This window comes from Synechococcus sp. UW105, assembly GCF_900473935.1.
Classification (GTDB): domain Bacteria; phylum Cyanobacteriota; class Cyanobacteriia; order PCC-6307; family Cyanobiaceae; genus Synechococcus_C.
This window is the reverse complement of record NZ_UCNN01000017.1, coordinates 21,929-45,001: the sequence shown is the minus strand read 5'-3', so window position 1 is coordinate 45,001 and position 23,073 is coordinate 21,929. Positions and strand designations below refer to the sequence as shown.

General features: G+C 58.7%; 23 protein-coding genes and 1 pseudogene. 12 read left to right on the top strand and 12 right to left on the bottom strand.

Annotated features, from left to right (window positions below; translation table 11 throughout):
- Nucleotides 1-27: 27 nt before the first annotated feature.
- From atpA to DXY16_RS06585, 6 genes are all read left to right on the top strand, one after another.
- On the top strand, nt 28-1,548 hold the full coding sequence (gene atpA / locus DXY16_RS06610) for a F0F1 ATP synthase subunit alpha (RefSeq protein WP_115120479.1): 1,521 nt from the start codon (nt 28-30) through the stop codon (nt 1,546-1,548).
- Between the two features lie 13 nt (nt 1,549-1,561).
- Entirely contained in the window at nt 1,562-2,512 is a 951-nt protein-coding gene (locus DXY16_RS06605) for a F0F1 ATP synthase subunit gamma (RefSeq protein ID WP_115019534.1), read from the top strand.
- A 371-nt stretch (nt 2,513-2,883) separates the two neighbouring features.
- Nucleotides 2,884-3,219 carry a 2Fe-2S iron-sulfur cluster-binding protein gene (locus tag DXY16_RS06600; protein WP_115120478.1) on the top strand — a complete coding sequence of 112 codons (336 nt, stop codon included), beginning with the start codon at nt 2,884-2,886 and terminating at the stop codon, nt 3,217-3,219.
- A complete protein-coding gene (locus DXY16_RS06595) occupies nt 3,216-3,428 on the top strand; it encodes a hypothetical protein (protein WP_244281587.1) in 213 nt (70 codons plus the stop codon). The genes DXY16_RS06600 and DXY16_RS06595 overlap by 4 nt, the downstream gene beginning before the upstream one ends.
- Nucleotides 3,425-4,504: a DUF3326 domain-containing protein gene (locus DXY16_RS06590; protein ID WP_115120477.1), complete on the top strand. Its 1,080-nt coding sequence runs from the start codon at nt 3,425-3,427 to the stop codon at nt 4,502-4,504. Before DXY16_RS06595 ends, DXY16_RS06590 begins: the two co-directional genes overlap by 4 nt.
- On the top strand, nt 4,505-4,960 hold the full coding sequence (locus DXY16_RS06585; protein WP_115120476.1) for a YchJ family protein: 456 nt from the start codon (nt 4,505-4,507) through the stop codon (nt 4,958-4,960). It begins immediately after the preceding gene.
- Between the two features lie 432 nt (nt 4,961-5,392).
- Here the strand turns inward: DXY16_RS06585 and ald are convergent, their stop codons facing one another.
- From ald to DXY16_RS06555, 5 genes are read right to left on the bottom strand one after another with little or no spacing between them, the layout of a single operon-like run.
- Complete coding sequence (gene ald, locus DXY16_RS06575) at nt 5,393-6,532, bottom strand: alanine dehydrogenase (protein WP_115120474.1); 1,140 nt, start codon at nt 6,530-6,532, stop codon at nt 5,393-5,395.
- 28 nt (nt 6,533-6,560) lie between these two features.
- Entirely contained in the window at nt 6,561-8,303 is a 1,743-nt protein-coding gene (locus DXY16_RS06570; RefSeq protein WP_115120473.1) for an NAD+ synthase, read from the bottom strand.
- A 6-nt stretch (nt 8,304-8,309) separates the two neighbouring features.
- Nucleotides 8,310-8,897, bottom strand: a complete 588-nt coding sequence (locus DXY16_RS06565) for a nicotinate-nucleotide adenylyltransferase (protein WP_115120472.1) — start codon at nt 8,895-8,897, stop codon at nt 8,310-8,312.
- Nucleotides 8,894-10,276 (bottom strand): GTP-binding protein, encoded by a 1,383-nt coding sequence (locus DXY16_RS06560; protein WP_244281586.1) that lies wholly within the window; start codon nt 10,274-10,276, stop codon nt 8,894-8,896. The genes DXY16_RS06565 and DXY16_RS06560 overlap by 4 nt, the downstream gene beginning before the upstream one ends.
- The gene (locus tag DXY16_RS06555) at nt 10,237-11,253 is read right to left on the bottom strand and encodes a CNNM domain-containing protein (protein ID WP_115120471.1); all 1,017 of its coding nucleotides are present in this window, start codon (nt 11,251-11,253) and stop codon (nt 10,237-10,239) included. The genes DXY16_RS06560 and DXY16_RS06555 overlap by 40 nt, the downstream gene beginning before the upstream one ends.
- An 11-nt stretch (nt 11,254-11,264) precedes the next feature.
- Here DXY16_RS06555 and DXY16_RS06550 point away from each other — a divergent pair, with 11 nt between their 5' ends.
- Entirely contained in the window at nt 11,265-12,641 is a 1,377-nt protein-coding gene (locus DXY16_RS06550; protein WP_115120470.1) for an aminopeptidase P N-terminal domain-containing protein, read from the top strand.
- A 179-nt stretch (nt 12,642-12,820) separates the two neighbouring features.
- Here DXY16_RS06550 and DXY16_RS06545 read toward each other — a convergent pair whose 3' ends face one another.
- Nucleotides 12,821-13,615, bottom strand: coding sequence for a TIGR01548 family HAD-type hydrolase (locus tag DXY16_RS06545; protein ID WP_115120469.1), 795 nt, complete (start codon nt 13,613-13,615; stop codon nt 12,821-12,823).
- A 78-nt stretch (nt 13,616-13,693) separates the two neighbouring features.
- Here DXY16_RS06545 and DXY16_RS06540 point away from each other — a divergent pair, with 78 nt between their 5' ends.
- Nucleotides 13,694-14,209 (top strand): 30S ribosomal protein PSRP-3, encoded by a 516-nt coding sequence (locus tag DXY16_RS06540; RefSeq protein ID WP_115019511.1) that lies wholly within the window; start codon nt 13,694-13,696, stop codon nt 14,207-14,209.
- A 305-nt stretch (nt 14,210-14,514) separates the two neighbouring features.
- Here DXY16_RS06540 and atpC read toward each other — a convergent pair whose 3' ends face one another.
- A complete protein-coding gene (gene atpC / locus DXY16_RS06535; protein ID WP_115120468.1) occupies nt 14,515-14,916 on the bottom strand; it encodes an ATP synthase F1 subunit epsilon in 402 nt (133 codons plus the stop codon).
- Between the two features lie 77 nt (nt 14,917-14,993).
- Nucleotides 14,994-16,454, bottom strand: coding sequence for a F0F1 ATP synthase subunit beta (gene atpD / locus DXY16_RS06530; protein ID WP_115019508.1), 1,461 nt, complete (start codon nt 16,452-16,454; stop codon nt 14,994-14,996).
- A 239-nt stretch (nt 16,455-16,693) separates the two neighbouring features.
- On the opposite strand from atpD, the gene groES reads away from it, so the two are divergent.
- From groES to DXY16_RS06515, 3 genes are all read left to right on the top strand, one after another.
- Nucleotides 16,694-17,005: a co-chaperone GroES gene (gene groES / locus DXY16_RS06525; RefSeq protein WP_115120467.1), complete on the top strand. Its 312-nt coding sequence runs from the start codon at nt 16,694-16,696 to the stop codon at nt 17,003-17,005.
- 101 nt (nt 17,006-17,106) lie between these two features.
- The gene (groL, locus tag DXY16_RS06520) at nt 17,107-18,741 is read left to right on the top strand and encodes a chaperonin GroEL (RefSeq protein WP_115120466.1); all 1,635 of its coding nucleotides are present in this window, start codon (nt 17,107-17,109) and stop codon (nt 18,739-18,741) included.
- A gap of 663 nt (nt 18,742-19,404) precedes the next feature.
- On the top strand, nt 19,405-19,761 hold the full coding sequence (locus DXY16_RS06515; RefSeq protein ID WP_115120465.1) for a hypothetical protein: 357 nt from the start codon (nt 19,405-19,407) through the stop codon (nt 19,759-19,761).
- 71 nt (nt 19,762-19,832) lie between these two features.
- On the opposite strand, the pseudogene DXY16_RS15265 reads toward DXY16_RS06515, so the two are convergent.
- From DXY16_RS15265 to gpmI, 3 genes and pseudogenes are all read right to left on the bottom strand, one after another.
- Nucleotides 19,833-19,961: pseudogene (locus tag DXY16_RS15265) on the bottom strand (Ycf66 family protein); the annotation flags it as partial.
- A 232-nt stretch (nt 19,962-20,193) separates the two neighbouring features.
- Nucleotides 20,194-20,424, bottom strand: coding sequence for a preprotein translocase subunit SecG (secG, locus tag DXY16_RS06505; RefSeq protein WP_115120464.1), 231 nt, complete (start codon nt 20,422-20,424; stop codon nt 20,194-20,196).
- A 24-nt stretch (nt 20,425-20,448) separates the two neighbouring features.
- Nucleotides 20,449-22,113 carry a 2,3-bisphosphoglycerate-independent phosphoglycerate mutase gene (gene gpmI, locus DXY16_RS06500; protein WP_115120463.1) on the bottom strand — a complete coding sequence of 555 codons (1,665 nt, stop codon included), beginning with the start codon at nt 22,111-22,113 and terminating at the stop codon, nt 20,449-20,451.
- Between the two features lie 104 nt (nt 22,114-22,217).
- Here gpmI and pyrR point away from each other — a divergent pair, with 104 nt between their 5' ends.
- Complete coding sequence (gene pyrR, locus DXY16_RS06495; RefSeq protein ID WP_115120462.1) at nt 22,218-22,769, top strand: bifunctional pyr operon transcriptional regulator/uracil phosphoribosyltransferase PyrR; 552 nt, start codon at nt 22,218-22,220, stop codon at nt 22,767-22,769.
- A 77-nt stretch (nt 22,770-22,846) separates the two neighbouring features.
- Here the strand turns inward: pyrR and DXY16_RS06490 are convergent, their stop codons facing one another.
- A complete protein-coding gene (locus DXY16_RS06490; RefSeq protein WP_115120461.1) occupies nt 22,847-23,068 on the bottom strand; it encodes a ferredoxin-thioredoxin reductase variable chain in 222 nt (73 codons plus the stop codon).
- Nucleotides 23,069-23,073: the final 5 nt, after the last annotated feature.

The following is a 23,073-nucleotide window of genomic DNA, read 5'->3' as shown; positions in this document are numbered from 1 at the left end:
CACCACCCTTCCTAGGGATTACCCGCCATGGTTTCCATCCGTCCTGACGAGATCAGCGCCATCCTCAAACAGCAGATCGAGGACTATGACAAGTCCGTTTCTGTCAGCAACGTCGGTACTGTCCTGCAAGTGGGCGACGGTATCGCTCGTGTTTACGGCCTTCAGCAGGCCATGGCCGGCGAACTCCTTGAGTTTGAAGACGGCACTGAAGGCATCGCCCTGAACCTTGAGGACGACAACGTCGGCGCCGTTCTGATGGGCGAGGGCAACGGCATTCAGGAAGGGAGCACCGTTCGTGCGACCGGAAAGATTGCATCCGTCCCTGTTGGTGACGCCATGCTGGGCCGCGTGGTCAACCCACTGGGCCAACCCATGGACGGTAAGGGCGATATCGCGACGACCGAGTCTCGTTTGATTGAGTCTCCCGCTCCGGGGATTATTCAGCGGAAGTCGGTGCATGAACCCATGCAGACCGGCATCACGGCGATTGACGCGATGATTCCGATCGGTCGCGGTCAGCGTGAGCTGATCATTGGTGACCGCCAGACTGGTAAGACCGCCATTGCGATCGACACGATCCTCAATCAGGCGGATCAGGACGTGGTTTGTGTCTATGTGGCCGTTGGCCAGAAGGCTGCATCGGTGGCCCAGGTGACTGAAGTGCTGCGCGAGCGTGGAGCTCTTGATTACACCGTGGTTGTTGCCGCGAACGCTTCCGAGGCCGCGGCTCTTCAGTACCTGGCGCCTTATACCGGTGCCTCGATTGCTGAGTACTTCATGTACAAAGGCAAGGCCACCTTGGTCATCTACGACGACCTCACCAAGCAGGCACAGGCGTATCGCCAGATGTCACTGCTTCTCCGCCGTCCACCCGGACGTGAGGCTTACCCCGGAGATGTCTTCTATTGCCACAGTCGTCTGCTTGAGCGTGCAGCCAAGCTCTCTGATGCCATGGGCAAAGGCTCGATGACTGCTCTGCCAATCATTGAGACCCAGGCTGGTGACGTTTCTGCTTACATTCCGACCAACGTGATTTCGATCACCGATGGTCAGGTCTTCCTCAGCTCTGATCTGTTCAACTCTGGTCTGCGTCCTGCCATTAACGTCGGTATCTCTGTGAGCCGAGTGGGCGGTGCTGCTCAAACAAAGGCCATTAAGAAGATCGCCGGTACCCTCAAGCTGGAGTTGGCTCAGTTTGACGAGTTGGCTGCCTTCTCTCAGTTCGCATCTGATCTTGATGCCGCCACACAGAAGCAGCTCGGCCGCGGTAAGCGTCTGCGTGAACTTCTTAAGCAGCCTCAGTTCAGCCCGTTGATTCTTGCTGAGCAGGTGGCCATCGTTTACGCCGGTGTGAAAGGTTTGATTGATGATGTTCCTGTGGATCAGGTGGTTCAGTTCTCCCGCGAGCTGCGTGAGTATCTGAAGAGCAACAAGCCTGATTTCATCCAGAAAATTCAGACCGAGAAGGTGCTCAGCCCTGACGCTGAATCCATGCTTAAGGAGGCCATCTCAGAAGTCACGTCCACAATGCTGGCCACGGCCAACTGAGAGGTTTTCACTCATGGCGAATCTCAAGGAGATCAGAGACCGGATCAAATCGGTCAAAAACACACGCAAGATCACTGAGGCCATGCGTCTCGTGGCGGCGGCAAAGGTCCGTCGAGCCCAGGAACAGGTGTTGCGCAGTCGTCCATTCGCGGATCGACTCGCTCGTCTGCTGGAAAATCTGCAGTCACGAATGCGCTTTGAGGACGCTGACGCTCCTCTGCTGGAGCAGCGAGCTGTCGACACCATCACTCTTGTGGCTGTCACCGGCGATCGTGGTCTCTGCGGTGGCTACAACACCAACATCATTAAGCGCACCGAACAGCGTTTTAATGAACTCAAGGCCAAGGGTTTTAAGGTTGATGTGGTTCTGATTGGCCGCAAGGCGATCACCTATTTCACGAACCGCAACTATCCAACTCAGGCCACATTTACTGGTCTTGAGCAGGTCCCAACCGCTGAGGAAGCCGGCTCAATCGCAAATGAGTTGTTCGCTGAGTTTCTCTCGGGGAGCACCGATCGTGTGGAGATTATCTACACCAAGTTCATCAACCTGGTGAGCTGCAAGCCGGTTGTTCAGACACTCCTTCCGCTTGATCCTCAAGACATTGCGGATCCAGACGATGAGATTTTCCGTCTCACAACGAAAGAGGGGCGCCTCACTGTCGAGTCTGGTGCAGCACCAGCCAACACTGAACCGAAGATTCCTTCGGACATTGTGTTTGAGCAAACTCCTGATCAGTTGCTGAATGCCTTGCTGCCCCTTTACCTCCAGAACCAGCTTCTGCGCTCTCTGCAGGAATCGGCAGCGTCTGAATTGGCCAGTCGAATGACGGCGATGAACAATGCCAGTGACAACGCCAAGGCACTCGCCAAGGAGCTGACTCTGGATTACAACAAAGCGCGTCAGGCCGCCATTACTCAGGAAATTCTTGAAGTGGTTGGTGGTGCCGCAGCAGCTGGCTAATCGCTGAATTGATTGTCACCTCTTTCTTCAGCCGGTTCCTGACGGGACCGGCTTTTTATTTGTCGAATTTCAGTGTCGGGAACTGGCGCCTGTCTCGATCATCACTTTGGAGTCTTGTGCGTTGCCGGAGATGGTCATGCTCCGAGGGCGCGTGCACGGATTCGTCTCCAGCACACGCAGGCTTGATCGCAGCTGAGATCAAGCGCCTTCGGATCACCACAGTTGGCTGCCCTCTGTGGGGGAGTCCTGGCTGAGTCCGTAGGGCTGGTCTCGCCATCCCAATGCCCATCTCTCACTGCTCTGATGCAAGAGAAGGGTCGCAATCGTCCCTCGCCCTGAGAGGATGAACTTTCTGGTGCGTTCCTGGAAGGATGAGCAACACGACTGGCACGAGCTATGCCATCAGCATTGAGCTGGATGGTCAGCAGCAGGTTTTCCAGTGTGCTGAAGATCAGACCGTGCTGTCAGCGGCAGAGGATGCCGGGGTGATGATTCCGAGCTCTTGCTGTGCTGGTGTTTGCACCACCTGCGCTGCGCGCATCACGCAGGGTGAAGTGCATCAGCCCGATGCCATGGGAGTGAAGGAGGAGCTGCGCAACGACGGCTTTGCCCTCCTCTGTGTTTCGTTCCCTCGCTCAGACCTCAAAATTGTGGCCGGCCAAGAGGATGCTCTCTATGAAGCGCAATTTGGTCAATATCAGAAGTGAAACTCGCCTCTCGGCGATTGATGCTGGCCTGCCCGGCAGACCTTCCACCTTCCGGTTTGCATGCTTGGGTTCTGAATCAGCTCCGCGATGAGGGGGAGCCCTTGCGTTGGGCGATCACCAGTGTTCACCGCACTGCTGGCACGACTGCTTCTACGACTGATGCCATTGCTGTGCTGACCCTGCAAGTCGAGGCTGTCTTGATCCAATGAGCGGGCCTGACCGATGCGCCGCACCCTTCCCCACGCTGCTGCTGGTTCCCACTGGTATCGGCTGTCAGATCGGTGGTTTCGCTGGTGATGCGCTCCCTAGTGCACGGCTGTTGGCCGCTGCTAGTGGTTGCCTGATCACCCATCCCAACGTGATGAACGGCGCGGCGCTGTACTGGAGTGATCCCCGCATCCACTACGTGGAGGGCTATGCGATCGACCGATTCATGGTCGGGGACTGGCGCTTGCGGTCAGTTCGGGGGCATCGGATTGGCTTGCTGCTGGATGCGGCCATTGAACCTGAGTTGCGGCATCGGCACCTGCAAGTGGCCGATGCTTGTCGCGCCAGCCTTGGTCTGGAGATTGGACCTGTGGTGACGAGTGATGTGTCCCTGGGGGTGCATCTGGAGCTTGGGGAGAGCGGTATCAGCTCGGGCACGCTGGAACGTCCCGATGCCTTGCTGCGTGCCGGCGATCAGCTCAAGGCGGCTGGTGCCACTGCTATTGCCGTTGTGACACGTTTCCCTGAGGACCCTCACAGTGAGGCGCTGGCGGCCTATCGGCACGGCAGTGGTGTGGATGCTCTTGCCGGTGCGGAGGCCGTGATCAGTCATCTTCTGGTGCGTCACCTGCAGATTCCCTGTGCCCATGCTCCTGCCTTGTCACCACTTCCTCTCGAGCCTGAGCTTGATCCAAGAGCAGCTGCTGAAGAGCTGGGTTATACCTTTTTGGCCTGCGTCTTGGTGGGGCTGAGCCGGGCCCCAACTCTGCTCTCTGCGGAGGCCTCTGCCCACGGTTCGGATCTGAGCGTTGAGCATCTGGGTGCCGTGGTGGTGCCTGCAGATGCGCTTGGGGGAGAACCGGTGCTCGCTTGCCTAGAGCAAAACATCCCTTTGATCACGGTCGCCAATCCGTCGTTGTTGACGGTGACGGCGCAAGCTCTCGGCCTCAAGTCCTACGCCCAGTTGCTACCTGCAGCGTCCTATGCAGAAGCGGCAGGACTGGTGCTGGCGCTGCGGGAAGGGGTCAGCCCAGCCTCTCTTCAGCGTCCCCTCTCTGGGTTGCAGGAGCTGCTCTAGGTGGGACGAGGATTCTCAGTTGCGGAAGACAGCGCTGTTCCATGCCCCTGTGGAAGTGGTAAGAGCTATGCCGTTTGTTGCGCACCCTTGCACCAGGGTTTGGTGATGGCGGACACGGCTGAGCAGTTGATGCGCTCCCGCTACAGCGCCTTTGCGAAAGGGGAGGTGGATTACTTGATCAAGACCCATCTCGATCGCGAGAATTCGCCGGCGCGCCAGCGGCGAGACCTTCGCGCGCATTGCCGCCAGACACGATGGCTGGAACTTCGCATCCAAGCGGTGGAGGGAGGAGGAAGCGGCGATCTGACCGGTTGTGTTCGCTTTGAAGCGGATTTTAAAGAATCTGGGCAGCACAGAATCTTGAAAGAAGCATCACTGTTCAAACGCTGTGCTGATCGAATTGAGGGCAACTGGCTCTATCTACGACCTCTTTCGTTAGAGCTTGTTCATGCCTGATTGTTTTGGCAGCTACTGAGCAAGTTTTGGATTCTATTTAACATCTTTTCTGCGTGTGGGCCTTTGTTTTCGCGGCAGATTGTGGCCTCTAGAGTGCTGAGTCATAAGCATCAAGTGATTGTTGTTGATGAGGCAGAGGCTCTCGATGCTCCCACTTTTGATGGTCCACTGTCGATGTCGTTGATGCTCTGGAATCAGCTCATTGTGTCGTCAGCTTTGGGGCTTCGCTGCTTCAAGATGCTGATGAAGGTGTTGTCTTCGAAAGAGGGATTTGGCTGAAGCGTTTGGCTGGAATGAAGGGTTCATTCTGTGTGTGCTGTGCCTTTGGCCGCTCCCTGACATTGAACATATGCGGCTCTTTTCTGAATTAGGGGTTATCGATTGATCTATCTGCCTAGGTCATGAGCTGTTGGCACAGCTGTGCGCCCCGTCTCAGCGAAGGCAGGCCATCGGATGGCGAGGCTGCACACCCAAAGCCTTCGCCACGCTGGGATGACAGACCGCCCCCTGCACAGTATTCAGGCCTGATAGAAGCTCAGGTCGTTCCGTCACCGCTTCTTCAAGGCCGCGTCCTGCGATGCCAAGGATGTAAGGCAGGGTGACGCTCACAAGGGCTTCCGTGGATGTAAACGGCACAGCTCCTGGCATGTTGCCGACGGCATAGTGCTGAACACCATGGATTTTCACGGTTGGGTTGGTGTGGGTGGTTTCCCTGCTGGTTGCCACACAGCCGCCCTGGTCGATCGCCACATCAACAATCACCGAATCCGGCTTCATCTGCTTGACCATCTCTTCGTCCACAAGCGTCGGGGCCCGACCACCGGGCGTGAGAACAGCCCCAATGAGGAGATCGGTGCTGGGCACGAGCCGCTCCAGCAGACCGCGACTACTCACCACGCTCATCAGGCGACCGCGCCGATCCGCCTCCAGGCTCCGAAGCCGTTCGGGAGAGCGATCTAGCAGCATCACTTCCGCATCCATGGCGGCCGCCAGCCTCGCCGCGTTCCAGCCCACGGTGCCGGCCCCCAGCACCACAACCCGTGCCGGTCGCACGCCTGTGCATCCTCCGATCAGCACACCACGGCCACCATGGGGGCGTTCCAGCAAATGGGCTCCCACCTGTGCTGCCAGTCGCCCGGCGATTTCACTCATCGGGGCAAGCAGTGGGAGGCTGCCGTTCTCCAGCTGCACCGTTTCGTAGGCCACACCTGTGGTCCCCGCCTCTAAGAGCGCCTCTCCAACTTTTGGATAGGCGGCAAGGTGGAGATACGTGAATAGAACCATGTCGTCGCGGAGAAAGTCGAATTCCTCCTCCTGTGGTTCCTTCACCTTCACGATCAAATGGGCTGCCCAGGCTTCCTCCCTGGTCACAACCCGTGCCCCGGCTGCTGCAAAGTCAGCGTCGCTGAGGCCAGCACCTGAGCCAGCACCACTCTGGACCCGCACCTCTAGACCCTGGGTCACCAGTTCCCGCACAGCATCTGGGGTGAGTGCGACCCGTTGCTCATCGACTTTGATTTCGCTTGGCACGCCGATCGTGGCCATCGGCGCCGTCAGGACGGAGTGGACCATGGTTGCGGGGAAGTGCCCTCAATCTGGCTCAGCTGGCGGCGATCGGCAGCCTCCATCCAGTCCCGAATGCCTGGCTGCTCACCTTCAGTAAAGGCGCTGCCTGGCGGCGTTTGAACTCAGAGCGGCGGAACAGTCGTTGCACCCTGTCGATCTCCTCTGCCGGATGGCCTCGCTCCAGCAGTTCTTCCCGGCCGCAGCGTTCCTCGATCAGATCGCGCAGCAGTGGATCGAGCACGGCGTAATCCGGAAGGGAATCACTATCTTTTTGGTCCGGCCTCAGTTCGGCACTCGGTGGTTTTTCGCGGATCGCTCGGCCCACCAGTTCCCCTCCCCCCGGCAGATTGAGGTCTTTGCGGCATGCGCAGGCTGCATCGCTGTCCAGCCAGTTGCAAAGAGCAAATACGGTCGATTTGTAGAGGTCACCGATGACTGCCAGTCCACCGTTCATGTCGCCGTACAGAGTGCAGTAGCCCACAGCAAGCTCCGATTTATTACCAGTAGAGAGCAGCAACTGGCCCTGCTGATTGGCTACGGCCATCAGCAGGGTGCCGCGGATGCGCGACTGCAGGTTTTCGGCAGTCACATTCGCGGGTGCCGCTTGCATCACCGGTGTGAGGCTGGCATCGAAGCTGGCTATCAAGGCGGAAATCGGCACGGTGTGGGTGCGAAGTCCCAGGCGGCTTGCAAGGGCTTCCGCATCCTCGATCGAGCCCTTTGAACTCCAGGGAGATGGCATGAGGAGTCCTTCCACCTGGTCTGCACCCAGAGCTGCCGCTGCGATCACTGCCACCAAAGCCGAATCAATGCCTCCACTCAGACCCAGCAGGGCTTGGTCGAATCCGCATTTTCCGGCGTAGTCGCATACCCCGAGAACGAGGGCGCGGAACAGGCTCTCTTCCACCGGCATCGGCGTTGTTGCCTGTGCTTGGTGTGGGGTGGTGACGGCTTCCCATACAGCCAGCTCTTCGCTGTAGCTGGGTAGCTGCAGGGCTAGCCCAAGCGGTGTGCCGCTCTTTGCAGATGTCTTTGTGGATGGATCATCTGTGGCGGGAACCATCACGAAGCTGGCGCCATCGAACACCAATTCGTCGTTTCCTCCCACCTGGTTGACATAGACCACTGGGCAATCCAGGCGACATGCGGCCTGCTGGGCCAGCTGATGTCGGACTGCCTGCTTGTGCCGCCCGAAAGGGGAAGCGGAGAGATTGAGCAGCAGATCGATCTCTTGTTTGGCAAGAGCTCCGATCGGATCGGGGCCGCATAGTCGCTCCCGATGCAGGCCTGGGTCGACCCAGAGGTCTTCGCAGAGGCTCAGTCCAAGCTGCCAATCACGGTTGCCCACTGTGAAGTTGAAACTGGATGGGGCGCTGGCCGGCCGGAAATAGCGGCTTTCATCAAACACGTCGTAGCTGGGCAGCAATTGCTTTCGCCCCACCACCTGCCATTGCCCGCCGCGGATCAGAGCGACGGCATTGAACAGTCGTGGCTGCTGGCCATCATCGGCAGGGTCCACTAGCCCAACCAGTACACCTAGCGCCGGTGACACTGCATACAGATCACGGCTGAGTCGATCCATCACCGACTGCTGCTGGGCGACGCGAGAACGGTTGAGCAGCAGATCTCGTGGTGGATATCCCCACAAGCCAAGCTCTGGCGTTACAACGAGGTCCGCTTGAAGTCCGTTGGCTTGACGGCAGGACTGAAGGATCTTGTTGGCATTGCCGGCCAGGTCGCCGACGAAGGGGTTGAGCTGGGCCAGGGCGATGCGCATGGACCTTTAGAGAGCGGCTGAACCGGAATCTGTGTCGAAACCGTAGAACTTGTTTTGCATGAGCAGTGGCCTTAGGACTGCTGGGATTTGAGAGGGATCAGTGTCGCGTCGGACGCTGGAACTGGCCGTTCCCGGTATGTGCAGTGAGAGCACATCCAGCTGAGCACCATGGCGGCGGAGCATGGCGATGGCGGTGTGGTTCAAGGGCCAGCCTTCCCTGGGCACGATGATCAACCGACAGCGGGCCAGCACTGCGTCGGCCTCTTTCCACCGCAAGACCTGATCCATCAGGTCGCTGCCAATCACGAAGCAAAGCACCTGCCCAGGCCAGAGGGCCTCTGCTCGTTCAAGCGTGGTGATGGCCCAGGGACTGCTGAGCTCTTGCACCAGTGTCAGGCGCGGATCACCGACTGACTGCACCAGTGCTTGCAGCAGTGCACTTCGCTGTGCAAGCGGTAGGGCATGTTGCTTGCCTGGATTGTCACTGGCCCAGGTCACAACGTGAGTGAAATGGGTCAGTAATTGCTCAAGCAGGGCCTGATGACCACAGGTGGGTGGATCCGCGCTGGTGCCAAGCAGAGCGATGGCACTCATGGCAACACATCCGCGATGCTGTTCCGCTGGCTGTGATGGGGCCAGTCGTTCAACAAGAGGCGCAATGTCGGGTCGCTGCCAGCCAGGTGACGCAGTAGGGAGGCCGGCACCGGTTGACTGCGGCGTCCTCGTCCCTGTTGTTCCAACAGCCAACGGGCCGTGAGTCGCCCCGTCCGGCGGGTTGTATGAACGGCAAGGGCTGCCTGGGCGATGGCCACGGGGGCTGCCGGGGCAAGACTCAGGCCTGCTGTGAACGGCACTGCTGCCATGAGCAGTTGGCGTATGCCTGCTAGCGCGGCCTGAATGCCCAGTTGTGCACCACCGATCAGGGCGTTATGGCCTGAGAGTCGTTGGAGCAAACGTCGGGCCGCTGGGCCTCCCATCGGCAGGTCATAGAGCTGGCAAAGTTGCATCACCAAGGCGGTGTCGCAGGCCATTCCACCGGCTAGATCGACAATCACTAGTGGGTTGGCGGCCACTCCTGTTGCCTTGAGTGCGGCAAAGCGACCAATCAGGCTTTGGGCATCACGGCGTCTGCGTTGTAACCGCCCTTGTTCGATCTGTCGTTGCAGCCTGTCGGCTTGCCGCAGCGCATTGAGGGCAAGTAGCGGTGCCCCTTGCGCGCTGAGCAGTTCGACCAGCACCTGATGCAGTGCATCCACGCGTGCCGGTTGCATTTTGCTTCTAACCCGACCGTCTTGGAGAAGACTGGCCTGTCGTGGTGCAGCGGCCACCGCCACTGGTGAGCGCAGACTGAGCCCAGCGGTGGGTCCGCAGTGGTCACTGATGCGCCGCCGAATGCTGGCCAGCAGGGAGAGGCGTTCCTGCTCAGACCAGCAATCGCTCCGATTCAGAACTGGCAGCACCGGTTTGCCGCTTGCTACAAGGCTGTCGAGAGCGTCGAGTTCGACGCGACTGATATCGGCATCGAGCACCAGCAGCACCAGATCCGATTGCAGGGCAACACGCGCGGCCAAGCGGGCTCGCGCTTCAGCAGAGACTTCGTCGATTCCAGGGGTGTCCACCAGTTCCACTCCCTTTAGACCCGGGATTGGCTGTGGCCAGGCCACTGCTTTCTGAAGGCGCGTGCAGCCATGGGCAACGTCGGTGGCGAGCAGCGCCTCCCCCGCGAGAGCATTGACCAGACTTGACTTGCCTACACCCACCCTGCCGAAAACGGCCACGCGAAGGCGGCGATCGCGCAGCCTTTGCATCTGCCGGTCCAGGTTGGTCATGGTTCCGGCCAGCGTGCTGCGTTCTCTGCCGCTGAGGCTGAGCTCGCTGCGCCAGCGTTGGAGCAGCTCCAGGGCATGCTCCAGCGTGGGAGGCGACACGTCCCTCACGGTGTCGCTCCACTGGTCGCTGAGGATTTGCGCCACCAGCCAGCCAGCACGGCCAGGACGGAATCGGCTCCAATCACCCCTACAAAGCCACCGAATTCATCCACAACCACCCGCACGCCGCTGTTGTCGCGTCGAAAGCTTGTGAGCAAACGGTCAACCCGGATCATTTCGGGAACAAATTCGACCGGTTCTGCCAGGTCGAAGGCGCTGAGATGACCTTTGTGCTCCAGCAGAGCGGTGAGCAGATTCTCACGGCTGGCGACGCCCAACACGTTGTCGACTTCCTTGCCCAGGACCACCCACCATGGTGAGGAATTATCGACCAGCTGCTGGCGTAGTTGATGCAGGCTTGCGCTGCCGGCAAGGGTTGGAGCCGCCACCCGCGGGGTCATCAGCTCACGGGCAGTGAGGTCATTGAGTTGAAACACCTTGGCGATCATCGCCGCTTCATCGGCTTCGATCTGACCCTTCTGGGATCCCAGGCGTGCAAGCAGCCGAATCTCGTTCTCGTCGGTGCTGATTTCGTTCTCTTCGGTGATTGCAGGAAGGAGGCGTTCGAGCAGCAGCACCAGTGGCCGCATCAGCACCCCAAGGGTTTGCAGCACAGGTGCACTGCTGAGGGCTACCGGCAGGGCTAAGCGGGTGCCGAGAGCCTTGGGCAGGATTTCTCCCAGGAGAATCACCAGCACTGTGAGTGCCACAGAAAACAGCGGTAATGCGACCTCGCTGAAGTTGTGCTGCTGGAACACCCAGGCGGCGTAACCACCCAACATCATGCTGCCAAAGATGTTGAAGGCGTTGTTGGCGATCACCAGCACTGACAGGGTGCGACCGAGGCGTTGGCGCAGGCGGGCCAGAGTGCGTGCTCCTGCAAGGGGCTTGGTGCGACTTGCCAGTTCGTGCAGGCGCACTGGGTTGACTGAGAGCAGGGCGGCTTCGACACCCGAGCAGAGGGCGGACCCGGCGAGAACCACCACTACCATCAACAGCAGGATCAGCAGATCGGAGCTCATGCCGGGACGCTTTGCCTGCCATCCTGACGGTTCCCTGTCGCTCTGTCTCCGCCGTGATCGATCAGCACTGCCATGCCGAGCGGCGCCAGCGCTTTCTCGAGCTGCTCGGTGGTGCCGCGGCAGTCATCCCTGCTGCCCCGCTGGTCACCCACCATGCCGACTGTGAATGGCCGTTTCGTCAGAACAGTGACTTCTGGTATCTGACCGGTTTCGATGAGCCCGATGCGGTGGCGCTGCTGCTGCCCCATCGCCCAGAGGGCGAGCGCTACGTGTTGTTCGTTCAGCCACGTGAGCCTGGCGCCGAAGTGTGGACCGGGAGGCGCTGGGGAACGGAGGGTGTTGTTCACCATTTCGGGGTTGATATTGCCCATCCCCTGGCGGATCTACCCACTTTGCTGCCGGACTATCTCCACGGCGCGGAGGGCATTGCCTTCCGTGTCGGTCACCATCCGTCAGTGGAACCATTGGTACTCAAGGCCTGGGCTGGCCAGCTGGATCGTCAGCCCCGCGTCGGATCGGCAGCCCTGGCCCTGGTGGCCCCCTGCCCGTTGCTGCATCGTCTTCGTCTGCAGAAGACCCCTGAGGAGCTTGAACGCCTGCGGAAGGCGTGTGGGATCTCGGCCGAGGCCCATGAACTGGCCCGCCAGGCGGCGGCACCCGGTGGGAGTGAACGACAGATCCAAGCCGTGATTGAGCAGCACTTTCTCTCCTCTGGTGCGCGGGGGCCTGCGTACGGATCGATCGTGGCCGGTGGAGACAACGCCTGCGTGCTCCATTACATCGCCAACAGTGACGTGTTGCGAGATGGCGACTTGCTATTGATCGATGCAGGTTGCTCGATCAGTGACTACTACAACGGCGACATCACGCGTACCTTCCCGATCAATGGGCGTTTCAGCGGTGAGCAAAGGGCTCTCTATGAGCTCGTTCTGGAGGCTCAGAACGCGGCGATTGCTTCGGTGAAGCCTGGAGGCACCGCCGAAGAAGTGCATGCCACGGCTCTGCGGGTGCTTGTGGAGGGTCTGTTGGATTTGGGGCTGCTTGCAGGGCAGGTCGATAGCGTGATTGAGCAGGGCGCCTACCGCCATCTCTATATGCATCGAACCGGTCACTGGCTGGGGCTTGATGTGCACGATGTAGGTGCCTACCGCTTGGGTGAGCATCCGGTCAGTCTCAGCCCGGGCATGGTGTTGACCGTTGAGCCTGGTCTGTATGTGAGCGACCGGTTGCCTGTACCGGAAGGTCAGCCCGCCATTGAGGAGCGCTGGAAGGGCATCGGCATCCGTATTGAGGACGATGTGGCGGTGCGTGATGGTTCCGAGCTGGCCTGCGGCCATGAGGTGCTAACGGCCGCGGCGCTCAAGGACACTGCCGACATGGAGGGGTGAACTTCCCTGATCCCGCCAGCCTTCAGACGATCCATGTCATCCCTACGGTGAGCAGCATGAGCGCCTCAGCATCAGACTTGCGGAGTGCTGAAGCAGCTCCGTCAACAGCGCTTTTGCCCCGATTGCAACCAGGATGAGGAGTCTGCGCAGCAGTGCCCATTCCTTGCGGAGCGCGGCAATCACGACAGGCCCTTCACCCACTCCAACGCTTCACTGGTCTGGCGGAGGATGACATCAGCCCCGGCCTCTCGGAGGGCCTGTTCATAACGAGCCCGGGCCGCAGCTTGGGTGGTTGTCTGCAGATGGGGAGGAACCACCGCCAAACTGACAAAGCGTTGTTGCGGCCACCGCTTCCGAGCCCGCATCACGGTGTGGACGTCTGCCACGGTGTCGCCTAGGTAGCCGACAGGAGGTGCCGTCGCGGAGAAGGGCTGGCCAAGTAATTCGGCTGCCATGCGCAGAAATCCGCTGGGGTCAGGTTTGTCAGGCGCATCTCCCATGGCGATCAAGGCTGGGTTGATCAGCCCCAGTCGTGTGGAGAGAAGAAAGCGTGCGGAAGGAGGTTCAGCCCCACTGACGAATCCCCAGCGCACATTGCGGTTCGTCAGGCTGGAAAAAAACCCTTGGTCCACCAATAACGATTCATCGCAGATGTAGCCGTCCCAGGCCTCTGGCTCGCCGTCTGGATTGGCGCCGAAATAAAAGCGGCTGAAGACTGTGATCAGTGCATCACGGTCGGGCAGCGTCGCGTTGTCGATTGGATGGCTGATCCAGTGCCGTCGCAATAGTTCCAGGCTTGCGTCCCAGTCGTTGTTCCAGACGCCTTCTCCCTTGAGAGCGTCGATGCAGCTCGGCTCAGGGCACCAGCCGCTGTAATGCTCCACCGTGGATTGCAGGGCACGGCGGTAACTGCCCGCCACATCGCGGATGACTCCATCGATGTCAAACAGCAGGAGGCAGCTGGGCGGTGCAATGGATCGGTCCAGAGATCAGCCAAGGTTGGGGCGGCTGGTAGGTTAGTTCTTTGTCCTGAATTCTTGAGCGCTGACACCATGACGGTTTCCGAAGGCGCTGCTGCCGACCAGGAGGTCGCAACCGCAGCACCAGCAGCTGATTCCGCCCCCCAGGAAGCGCCGGAAACCGGCAGCACTGAACAGGAGCAGGAACCCAAGGAAGGCCGTCCGGTCATGCGTGGCGGCAGTGCTGCACTTGCCTCGGCCACCATCGATGCGGATGGTGTGCCCTCCGGCTACACCCCCAAAGCCGATGAAGGCCGTTTTTTACTGAAGATCCTTTGGCTGCCAGACAACGTGGCTCTGGCTGTCGATCAGATCGTTGGTGGCGGTCCCAGCCCCCTCACGGCTTATTTCTTCTGGCCCCGTGAGGATGCCTGGGAAACCCTCAAGAGCGAACTAGAGGGCAAGAGTTGGATTACCGACAACGAGCGGGTTGAGGTGCTTAACAAGGCCACTGAGGTCATTAACTATTGGCAAGAGGAGGGCAAGGGCAAGAGCCTCGACGAGGCCAAGCTCAAGTTCCCCGACGTCACTTTTTGCGGAACCGCTTGATTGGGCTTTCAGCCTTGGATCTTCGACGACCTGCTTAGCCGGGTCGTTTTTTTTTGCCTCATGGTCCTCGCCGGTGGCCGCTTCCTTCCTTCTGTCGGCGTTAGGCGCCTTGCAGCTGGAAGGGATTGTTCGGGCTGTTGTTTGGATCTGGATGGGACCCAGCAGTGGTTGGGCTTAATCAGGCCAGCTTTGAGGATGGAGAGGTGAGGCTGCGACCCACGCGATCTGTCTTCCAGGCACAAAAAAACCGGAGAGTTTGATCTCTCCGGCCTGATGTCTTGCGGGTTTGGACCCGGCAGTCTTGATTACTTGCTGGCTTGCATGCGTGCACGAGCACGATCAAGCGATTGCTGAGCTTTGACTTTTTCAGGTGTGGAGGGCTGGCCTTCCAGTCGGGTGACATTGGCCCGAGCTGATTCCAGTTCAGTCGCAGCCTTACTGGTGTCGATGCTGCTTCCTAGTTCGGCAGCGTTCACCAGAACAGTGACGTCGTCAGCTTCAACTTCTGCAAAACCGCCCATCAGAGCGATGGACTGCCAGTCGTTGTTGGTCCGTACGCGCAAGACACCAACATCAAGGGCGGCCAAGAGAGAAACGTGACCGGGGAGGATGCCAAGTTGGCCTGTGGTGCTGGGGAGGATGACCTCATCAGCGGAACCATCAAACACGCTCTGGTCGGGCGCCAGCACGCGAAGGGTGAGGGACATGGGGAGTCAGAACGTGGGAGCGAAAAAAGCCATAAAAGAAGAAGATAGGGACATCATTTTGATGTCCCTATTACGAATCAACCCTTGGCTTCGGAGGCGATCTTCTCAGCCTTGGCCTTGACTTCATCGATGTTGCCAACCAGGTAGAAGGCCTGCTCCGGCAGCTGATCCAATTCACCGGCGAGAATCTGGTTGAAGCCGCTGATGGTTTCTTCCAGCTTGACGTACTTGCCAGGCATGCCGGTGAAGATCTCAGCCACAAAGAAGGGCTGGGAGAGGAATTTCTCGATCTTGCGAGCGCGGTCAACAGTTTGACGATCGTCTTCTGAGAGTTCGTCGAGACCCAGAATGGCAATGATGTCCTGGAGCTCCTTGTAGCGCTGCAGGGTGGACTGCACGGCGCGGGCGGTGCGGTAGTGCTCGTCACCGACAACCGCCGGCTGAAGCATGGTGCTGGTGGAATCGAGGGGGTCCACAGCGGGGTAGATGCCTTTGGATGCCAAGGCGCGGTTCAGAACCGTGGTGGCATCGAGGTGGGCAAAGGTGGTGGCAGGAGCGGGGTCGGTGAGGTCGTCAGCAGGCACATAAACGGCCTGAATCGACGTAATCGAACCCTCAACGGTCGATGCAACACGTTCCTGCAGAGCGCCAACGTCTGTACCAAGGGTGGGCTGGTAACCCACAGCTGAGGGCATGCGGCCCAGCAGAGCGGACACCTCGGAGCCGGCCTGCACGAAGCGGAAGATGTTGTCGACGAACAGCAGCACGTCCTGCTTGTTCACATCGCGGAAGTGTTCAGCCATGGTGAGAGCCGAGAGGCCCACGCGCATGCGTGCACCAGGGGGCTCGTTCATCTGGCCATAGCAAAGCGCCACCTTGGACTTGGAAAGGTCCTCGGAGTTGATCACCCCGGATTCCTTGAATTCCTCGTAGAGGTCGTTGCCCTCACGGGTGCGCTCACCCACACCACCGAACACGGAGACGCCACCGTGTTCCTTGGCGATGTTGTTAATCAGCTCTTGAATCAGAACGGTTTTGCCGACTCCGGCACCCCCGAACAAACCAACCTTGCCGCCCTGACGGTAGGGGGCCAGAAGGTCGATCACTTTGATGCCCGTTTCAAACACCTTGGGCTTGGTCTCAAGCTCGGTGAGCTTGGGAGCGTCACGGTGAATAGGGGCGGTGGTGGTGGTGTTGACAGGACCTTGCTCATCAACAGGCTCACCGAGCACGTTGAAGATGCGCCCCAGGGTGGCTTCGCCAACAGGCACGGAAATGGCAGCACCGGTGTCAATGGCATCCATGCCACGCACCAGACCATCAGTACCGCTCATGGCCACGGCGCGGACGCGGTGGTCACCAAGCAGTTGCTGAACTTCTGCGGTGAGAGCAACCTGTTCACCTGCGGTGTTCTTGCCTTCAATCCGAATCGCATTCAGGATTTTGGGCAGCTTGCCAGCGGGGAATTCCACGTCCAAAACCGGACCGATGACCTGACGGACAACACCCTTGGTACCGGCGGTAGCAGCAGCAGCCATAAGAAAGGAAGAGTTCGAGGGAACGGAGCAAAGCAATGCTCTGAAGGCATTCCCTTCCTGAGCGGCGCAACCATACCACCGCAACCGTTGGCTGAGCATGGTTCGGTCAACCGCACGCTCAGGTGGTAGTCGGACCCTGCTGCTGAGGCATAGGTTGGCAGTCATCGACCTTGAGTGCCAGTCGCCTCTGAGTCGATGCGCGGCGCTCGACGCCCTCTTTTCTGCTTCCGCAATCAACCATGGCTGCTGTTTCCCTCAGCGTCTCCACCGTTAAGCCACTCGGAGACCGCATCTTCATCAAGGTGTCTGCTTCCGAAGAAACCACTGCTGGTGGCATTCTTCTTCCTGACACTGCCAAGGAAAAGCCCCAGGTGGGTGAAGTCGTTCAGGTTGGCCCCGGCAAATGCAACGACGACGGCAGCCGTCAGGCTCCTGAGGTTGGGGTCGGCGACAAAGTCTTGTACAGCAAGTACGCCGGCACTGACATCAAGCTCGGTAGCGATGAGTACGTGCTTCTTTCCGAGAAAGACATTCTCGCAGTTGTGAACTGATCAAGTCCATCGCGTTGTTTCGACCCGGCTGACGCGCTTGGTCCTCCGGATCATCCCGGACCTATCACGTTTTTCTTTTTCTCTCATTCCCTTCGCCCGCTATGGCAAAGCGCATCATTTACAACGAGAACGCCCGTCGCGCTCTCGAAAAAGGCATCGACATTCTCGCTGAATCCGTTGCCGTCACCCTGGGCCCCAAGGGGCGCAACGTTGTCCTTGAAAAGAAGTTCGGCGCCCCTCAGATCATTAACGATGGCGTCACCATCGCCAAGGAGATCGAGCTCGAGGACCATATCGAGAACACGGGTGTGGCTCTGATTCGTCAGGCTGCGTCCAAGACGAATGACGCAGCTGGAGATGGCACCACCACCGCGACAGTCCTGGCTCACGCCATGGTGAAGGCGGGCCTGCGCAACGTGGCTGCCGGAGCCAACGCCATCACCCTCAAGAAGGGGATCGACAAGGCATCTGACTTCCTGGTTGCCAAGATCGAGGAGCATGCCAAGCCGATCGCTGACAGCAATGCGATCGCTCAGGTGGGCACCATTTCTGCCGGTAACGACGAAGAAGTCGGCAAGATGATTGCTGACGCCATGGACAAGGTTGGTAAGGAAGGTGTGATTTCCCTCGAAGAGGGCAAGTCCATGGAGACCGAGCTCGAGGTCACCGAGGGCATGCGCTTTGACAAGGGCTATATCTCCCCTTATTTCGCTACCGACACCGAGCGGATGGAGGCTGTCCTCGAAGAGCCCTACATCCTTCTCACCGACAAGAAGATTGGGCTGGTGCAGGATCTGGTTCCCGTACTCGAACAGATCGCCCGCACCGGCAAGCCTCTGCTGATCATTGCTGAGGACATCGAGAAGGAAGCTCTCGCCACTTTGGTGGTGAACCGTCTTCGTGGTGTTCTCAACGTGGCCGCTGTGAAGGCCCCTGGCTTTGGCGATCGCCGTAAGGCCATGCTCGAGGACATGGCTGTTCTCACAAATGGTGAGTTGATCACTGAGGACCGCGGCCTCAAGCTCGACAACGCCACCTTGGAAATGATGGGCACCGCTCGCCGCGTCACCATCAACAAGGACACCACCACCATCGTTGCTGAAGGCAACGAGCGTGATGTTGAGGCTCGTTGTGAGCAGATCAAGAAGCAGATGGAGGAGACCGACTCCACCTACGACAAGGAAAAGCTCCAGGAGCGCCTGGCCAAGCTTTCCGGCGGCGTGGCCGTGGTGAAGGTGGGTGCAGCCACTGAAACCGAGATGAAGGACAAGAAGCTTCGTCTCGAAGACGCCATCAATGCGACTAAAGCGGCTGTGGAAGAGGGCATTGTTCCCGGAGGCGGCACCACCCTGGCTCACCTGGCTCCCGCTCTGGAGCAGTGGGCTGGTGACACTCTCAGCGGCGAAGAGCTGATCGGTGCCAACATCGTGGCTGCGGCTCTGACCGCTCCCCTGATGCGCATTGCTGAGAACGCAGGTGTGAATGGTGCGGTTGTGGCTGAAAACGTGAAGGCCAAGTCCTTCAATGAGGGTTACAACGCCGCGAATGGCGACTATGTCGACATGCTCGCTGCAGGCATCGTTGATCCTGCCAAGGTGACTCGCTCTGGCTTGCAGAATGCCGCGTCTATCGCCGGCATGGTTCTGACCACCGAGTGCATCGTTGCTGACATGCCTGAGAAGAAGGATGCTGCTCCCGCCGCTGGCGGTATGGGCGGCGGCGACTTCGACTACTGAGGCTGAAACGGGAGGTACTATTTCCTCCCGAACGCTTCAGTTACCTGATAGCAACGTTTCTGGGGCACTTCGGTGCCCCTTTTTGATTGCCTGCCCATTCTGGGATGTGTGGAACATCGGGTGATTTGTGTGGAGCATTCACGGCAATCCAATTCCCGCCATCGCTCCTGATTTCTTGCCTGGAGCAGCGCGTGGAGCATTCTGTATAGACGAAACTAGGCTAGTCAATGTGAGTCGCTGCTTCTAATGCCAGCAAATTGCAGGAGCACCCAATCGGATTTGGCCCATAGAAATTTCTTGGCGATGCAATTTGCATAGGCATTGCTAGGTGTGCCAATACAGGAATCAGGGTATTGCTCCTAGGTCTTTGCGCGTATTTGCCTTGCAACAATCTCAAGCGCATCGCGTTGAGCGACCCTTCGGTGACCGCTCCCAGGGGTCGATTCATTGTTCTTTGGAGGGCCTGGCCTCAGTCCAGGAGAAGGGAAGGTGTCCGTGGATTGGGGATGTCCTCAAAAAGGGAGGGTATTGGCCTGTCGCTTCAGCGGCTCCCAGGAGCAATCCTCATCAAAGAATTGATGGAGGTGGGGTCCGGAGGGGGTGAAAATGAGGCCCCTAGCTTCTACAACACCGATATAGTTGGATCAATACCTTTGTCCTTCTATGTCAAGGCCAGGTGCCTTTGCTGCCAACTTCTCTCCGGACACCCTGAACCGGTTTAGAGGTCTCTGTAAGCAACAGGGAAAGCAATACACAAAGGTGCTGGAGAGGTTGGCAGAGGTCTATCTGGAAACAGGTGGTGGAGTGCTGGACGGTGTTGCCTCGTCTGTTCCAGTGCCGGATGCCAAAAAGAGGCAGGTTCAGGTCGAATCCCTCCAGAACAAGTTGCTTGAAGACCTCCTCAAGAGGGTGGAGGTGTTGGAGAAGCAGAAGGTCAAGACGGACTATGAAATCGAGAGAGTGCAGAAGTCCGTTGCATTTATCCGGTCAGGATTGCAGGAGCCCAGTCAATCTAAATAGGCTTACTCCTTGAGATCGGTTGGTTGCATTTTCACTGGTAAAGCTGCCTTCGCTCGACCAGTGCGAGCTCGTCACTTCTGGTAGTCAGTAATCATAGAGCTGGCTGATGTAAGCAAGATCTCAATGGCTATTAGGAATTGTCCAAACTGAAGAATTGGATCTAATCTCCACCCTTGGAAGAATAGGATCCCTCCGTATAGGGGAAGAATGGTCTGCCTTGCAGGCTCCTGAAAAATGATGAATACGGTTTTCCCGATTGCTGCGGGTGTAGTGTCTGCTCTCCTCTGGAGGTTGAAAAAGATTTAGAGTATTCCCAGCAATTCTGCAAATATTCCCTAGGGGTATAAGGCCATGCCTGCGATCCTTGCCTGGTTCAGTGACGGATTGATTGCTTTTGCTTTATACCCGTGGATGCATGAATGAATTGAGCGCCTAGCTGAGCCAGCCCGCGCTGAGGATCACGGCCAGAGTTAGAAAAATTGCAAGGCAGGTCCATGTGATGCGGTTGAGCGTGGATTCTGCGCTACTTGCACTCGTAAACATTGAACTGCCGCTAGCGGCAAGACCACCCATGCCATCGCCTTTGGGACTGTGCAGTAACACCAGAAGGATGAGAATGAGTCCACTGCCTATCCAGACCCAGGAGAGAATGGAAGTGAGCATATCTACAGAAATAGGGGTGATGAATTAGACCGGTTGGGGAAGTCTGGCACTGAAGGCAGACCCGGCTTCGACCGCTTCGATCAGGCTGGATCCTGACATGGCTTCCGGCTTTGGAAGCTCTAGCAGCTGGAGCAGAGTTGGCGCGATATCGGCCAGGCCGCCGTCGTCGCGGAGATTGATCGAATTGCCCATCCCTGCGACCTTGCGCTTCTCGCCTTCCACCAGAATGACGGGCACCGGGTTCGTGGTGTGTGCGGTCCAGGCCTGACCGTCAGGGCCCTGCATGAGCTCTGCATTGCCGTGATCGGCAGTGATCAGCAGGGTTCCTCCCATGCGACCCACCGCATCAAGCAGGCGGCCGATGCAGTGATCAACCGTTTGTATGGCTTCTGTGGCTGCTGTCATCACGCCCGTGTGGCCGACCATGTCGGGATTGGCGTAGTTGATCACCACCAACGAGTATTCACCCTTCTCGATCGCTGCAATGCAGCTGTTGGTGAGGATGTCAGCCGACATGGCAGGAGCTTCGTCATAGGTGGCGACCCGAGGTGACGGCACCAAATGGCGTTCTTCTCCCTCTAGAGGCTGTTCGATGCCTCCGTTCAGGAAATAGGTCACATGGGGATATTTCTCAGTTTCTGCCGTCCGGTATTGCTTGAGACCATGTTCAGCAACCACCTGTCCGAGGAGATGGTCAAGGGATTCAGGGGGGAAGGCCACGGCAACTGGGAGCCCGGCTTCGTACTGGGTGAAGGTCACCACCTCCAATTTTGGTTGATTGGCTCGTTCGAACCCTTCGAAGGATGGGACTGTGAGGGCTTGGACCAGCTGGCGAGCACGGTCTGGGCGGAAGTTGAACATCACCAGCCCATCGCCATCACGCAGGAAGGTGTCGCTTAGCCGAACAGGTTCGAGGAATTCATCGGTAATACCTTCTGCATAGCTGGCGGCCAGGGCGGCCTCCACATCGGTGTCGCTGATGTCGACCGCCGGGTCGGTGAACAAGGTGTAGGCCTTGGCGGTCCGTTCCCAACGGTGGTCGCGATCCATGGCCCAATAACGACCACAAAGGCTGGCGATCTCGCCAATGCCGCTGCTTTGGATCGCTTTGCGTACCTGCTGGATATAACGGGGGGCGCTTTCGGTGGGCGTGTCGCGGCCATCGGTGATCGCATGAATGGCGACCCGGCTGATGCCCGCGTCCGCTGCCCATTGCAAGAGGCCACAGAGGTGATCCACATGGCTGTGGACCCCGCCGTCGGAGCAAAGCCCCAGCAGATGGAGCGTGCCACCGCTGCTGCGCAGCGACTCAGCCAGCTGGGCCAGGGCAGGGGTCTGGCTCAGTTCACCATTGCGGACCGTTTCCGTGATGCGAACCAACTCTTGGCGGATGATCCGGCCTGCCCCGATCGTGAGATGCCCCACCTCGGAATTGCCCATCTGGTTGGCAGGAAGGCCCACGTGAGCTCCGCTGGCTTGAATCAGACTGTGCGGATAGGCATGCCAGAGCGCATCCATCACAGGCGTTTCAGCGCTACGGATGGCGTTATGGGTCTCTGTCTCCCGATGTCCCCAGCCGTCGAGAATGGCCAGGACCACCGGCGCGACTGGGATGGTGCGATTGATGGCTTTATCACTGCTAATCGTCACGCTCACTCCGCGGCTATTCGTTCTTAAGAGCTTCTCCATATTCAAGTTACCTCCAGAGGACCCGATCGCGATGGCTGCTCTCGGGTCGGTCAGGTTTTGCTCACGCCAACGCTCATAAACTGAGTGGCCTCGGCGACAGAGTCATGACTGCTCCTGCAGGATCCGAGCGGATTGAACTCCTCTCTGCCCAGGATCTGACGCGGACGCTGCAGCGTCTGTCCAGCCAAGTGCTGGAAACCGTTGAGAACAGCGAAGCGTTGTTACTGCTGGGCATACCCACCCGAGGGGTCCAGCTTGCCCGTGTGCTCGCCAAGCAGCTTGAGACGATGAGTGGGTACCCGCTGGCCCAGGGAACGCTTGATCCCACCTTCCACCGGGATGATCTGCAGCGTGTTGGCACACGCATGGTGCAGGCCACTGATCTACCGATCAGCGTGGAGGGGCGGGATGTGCTGCTGGTTGACGACGTGATTTTCACGGGTCGCACCATCCGTGCTGCTCTGGAGGCGATTCAGGCGTGGGGGCGCCCCCGCCGAGTCATGCTGTTGGTGATGGTGGACCGTGGTCACCGCGAGCTACCCATTCAGCCTGATTTTTGCGGCCGTCACGTGCCTACACGACGGAGCGAAACCATCGAGCTGCGCCTTCAGGATCTGGATGGTGAAGAGGGTGTGTATTTGCGTCGTGAGCAATGACGTGCAGTGATGACACAAAGGCATGCACTATCCAAGCGATCATTTTCTCAGCGCAGATCTGTCGCTCTTTGATGGCCTCAGTCAGCGAAGCTGAGCTCATCGCTGCGGAAATGGGCCTTGTAGCGACCGAAGGCGACGATCACAGGCAAGGTCGGGCTGATCGGCCGGCCTTTCCATTCATTCAGAACGCTGACCACTTCACCGCTACTGCCCTGCATGTCAAAGGCCTCCCCCCTGTGCTGAGGGTGGTTGAAGACCACAACGTTGGCTGACACGACAACTTTGTCTCCGGGTTGCATGAGCC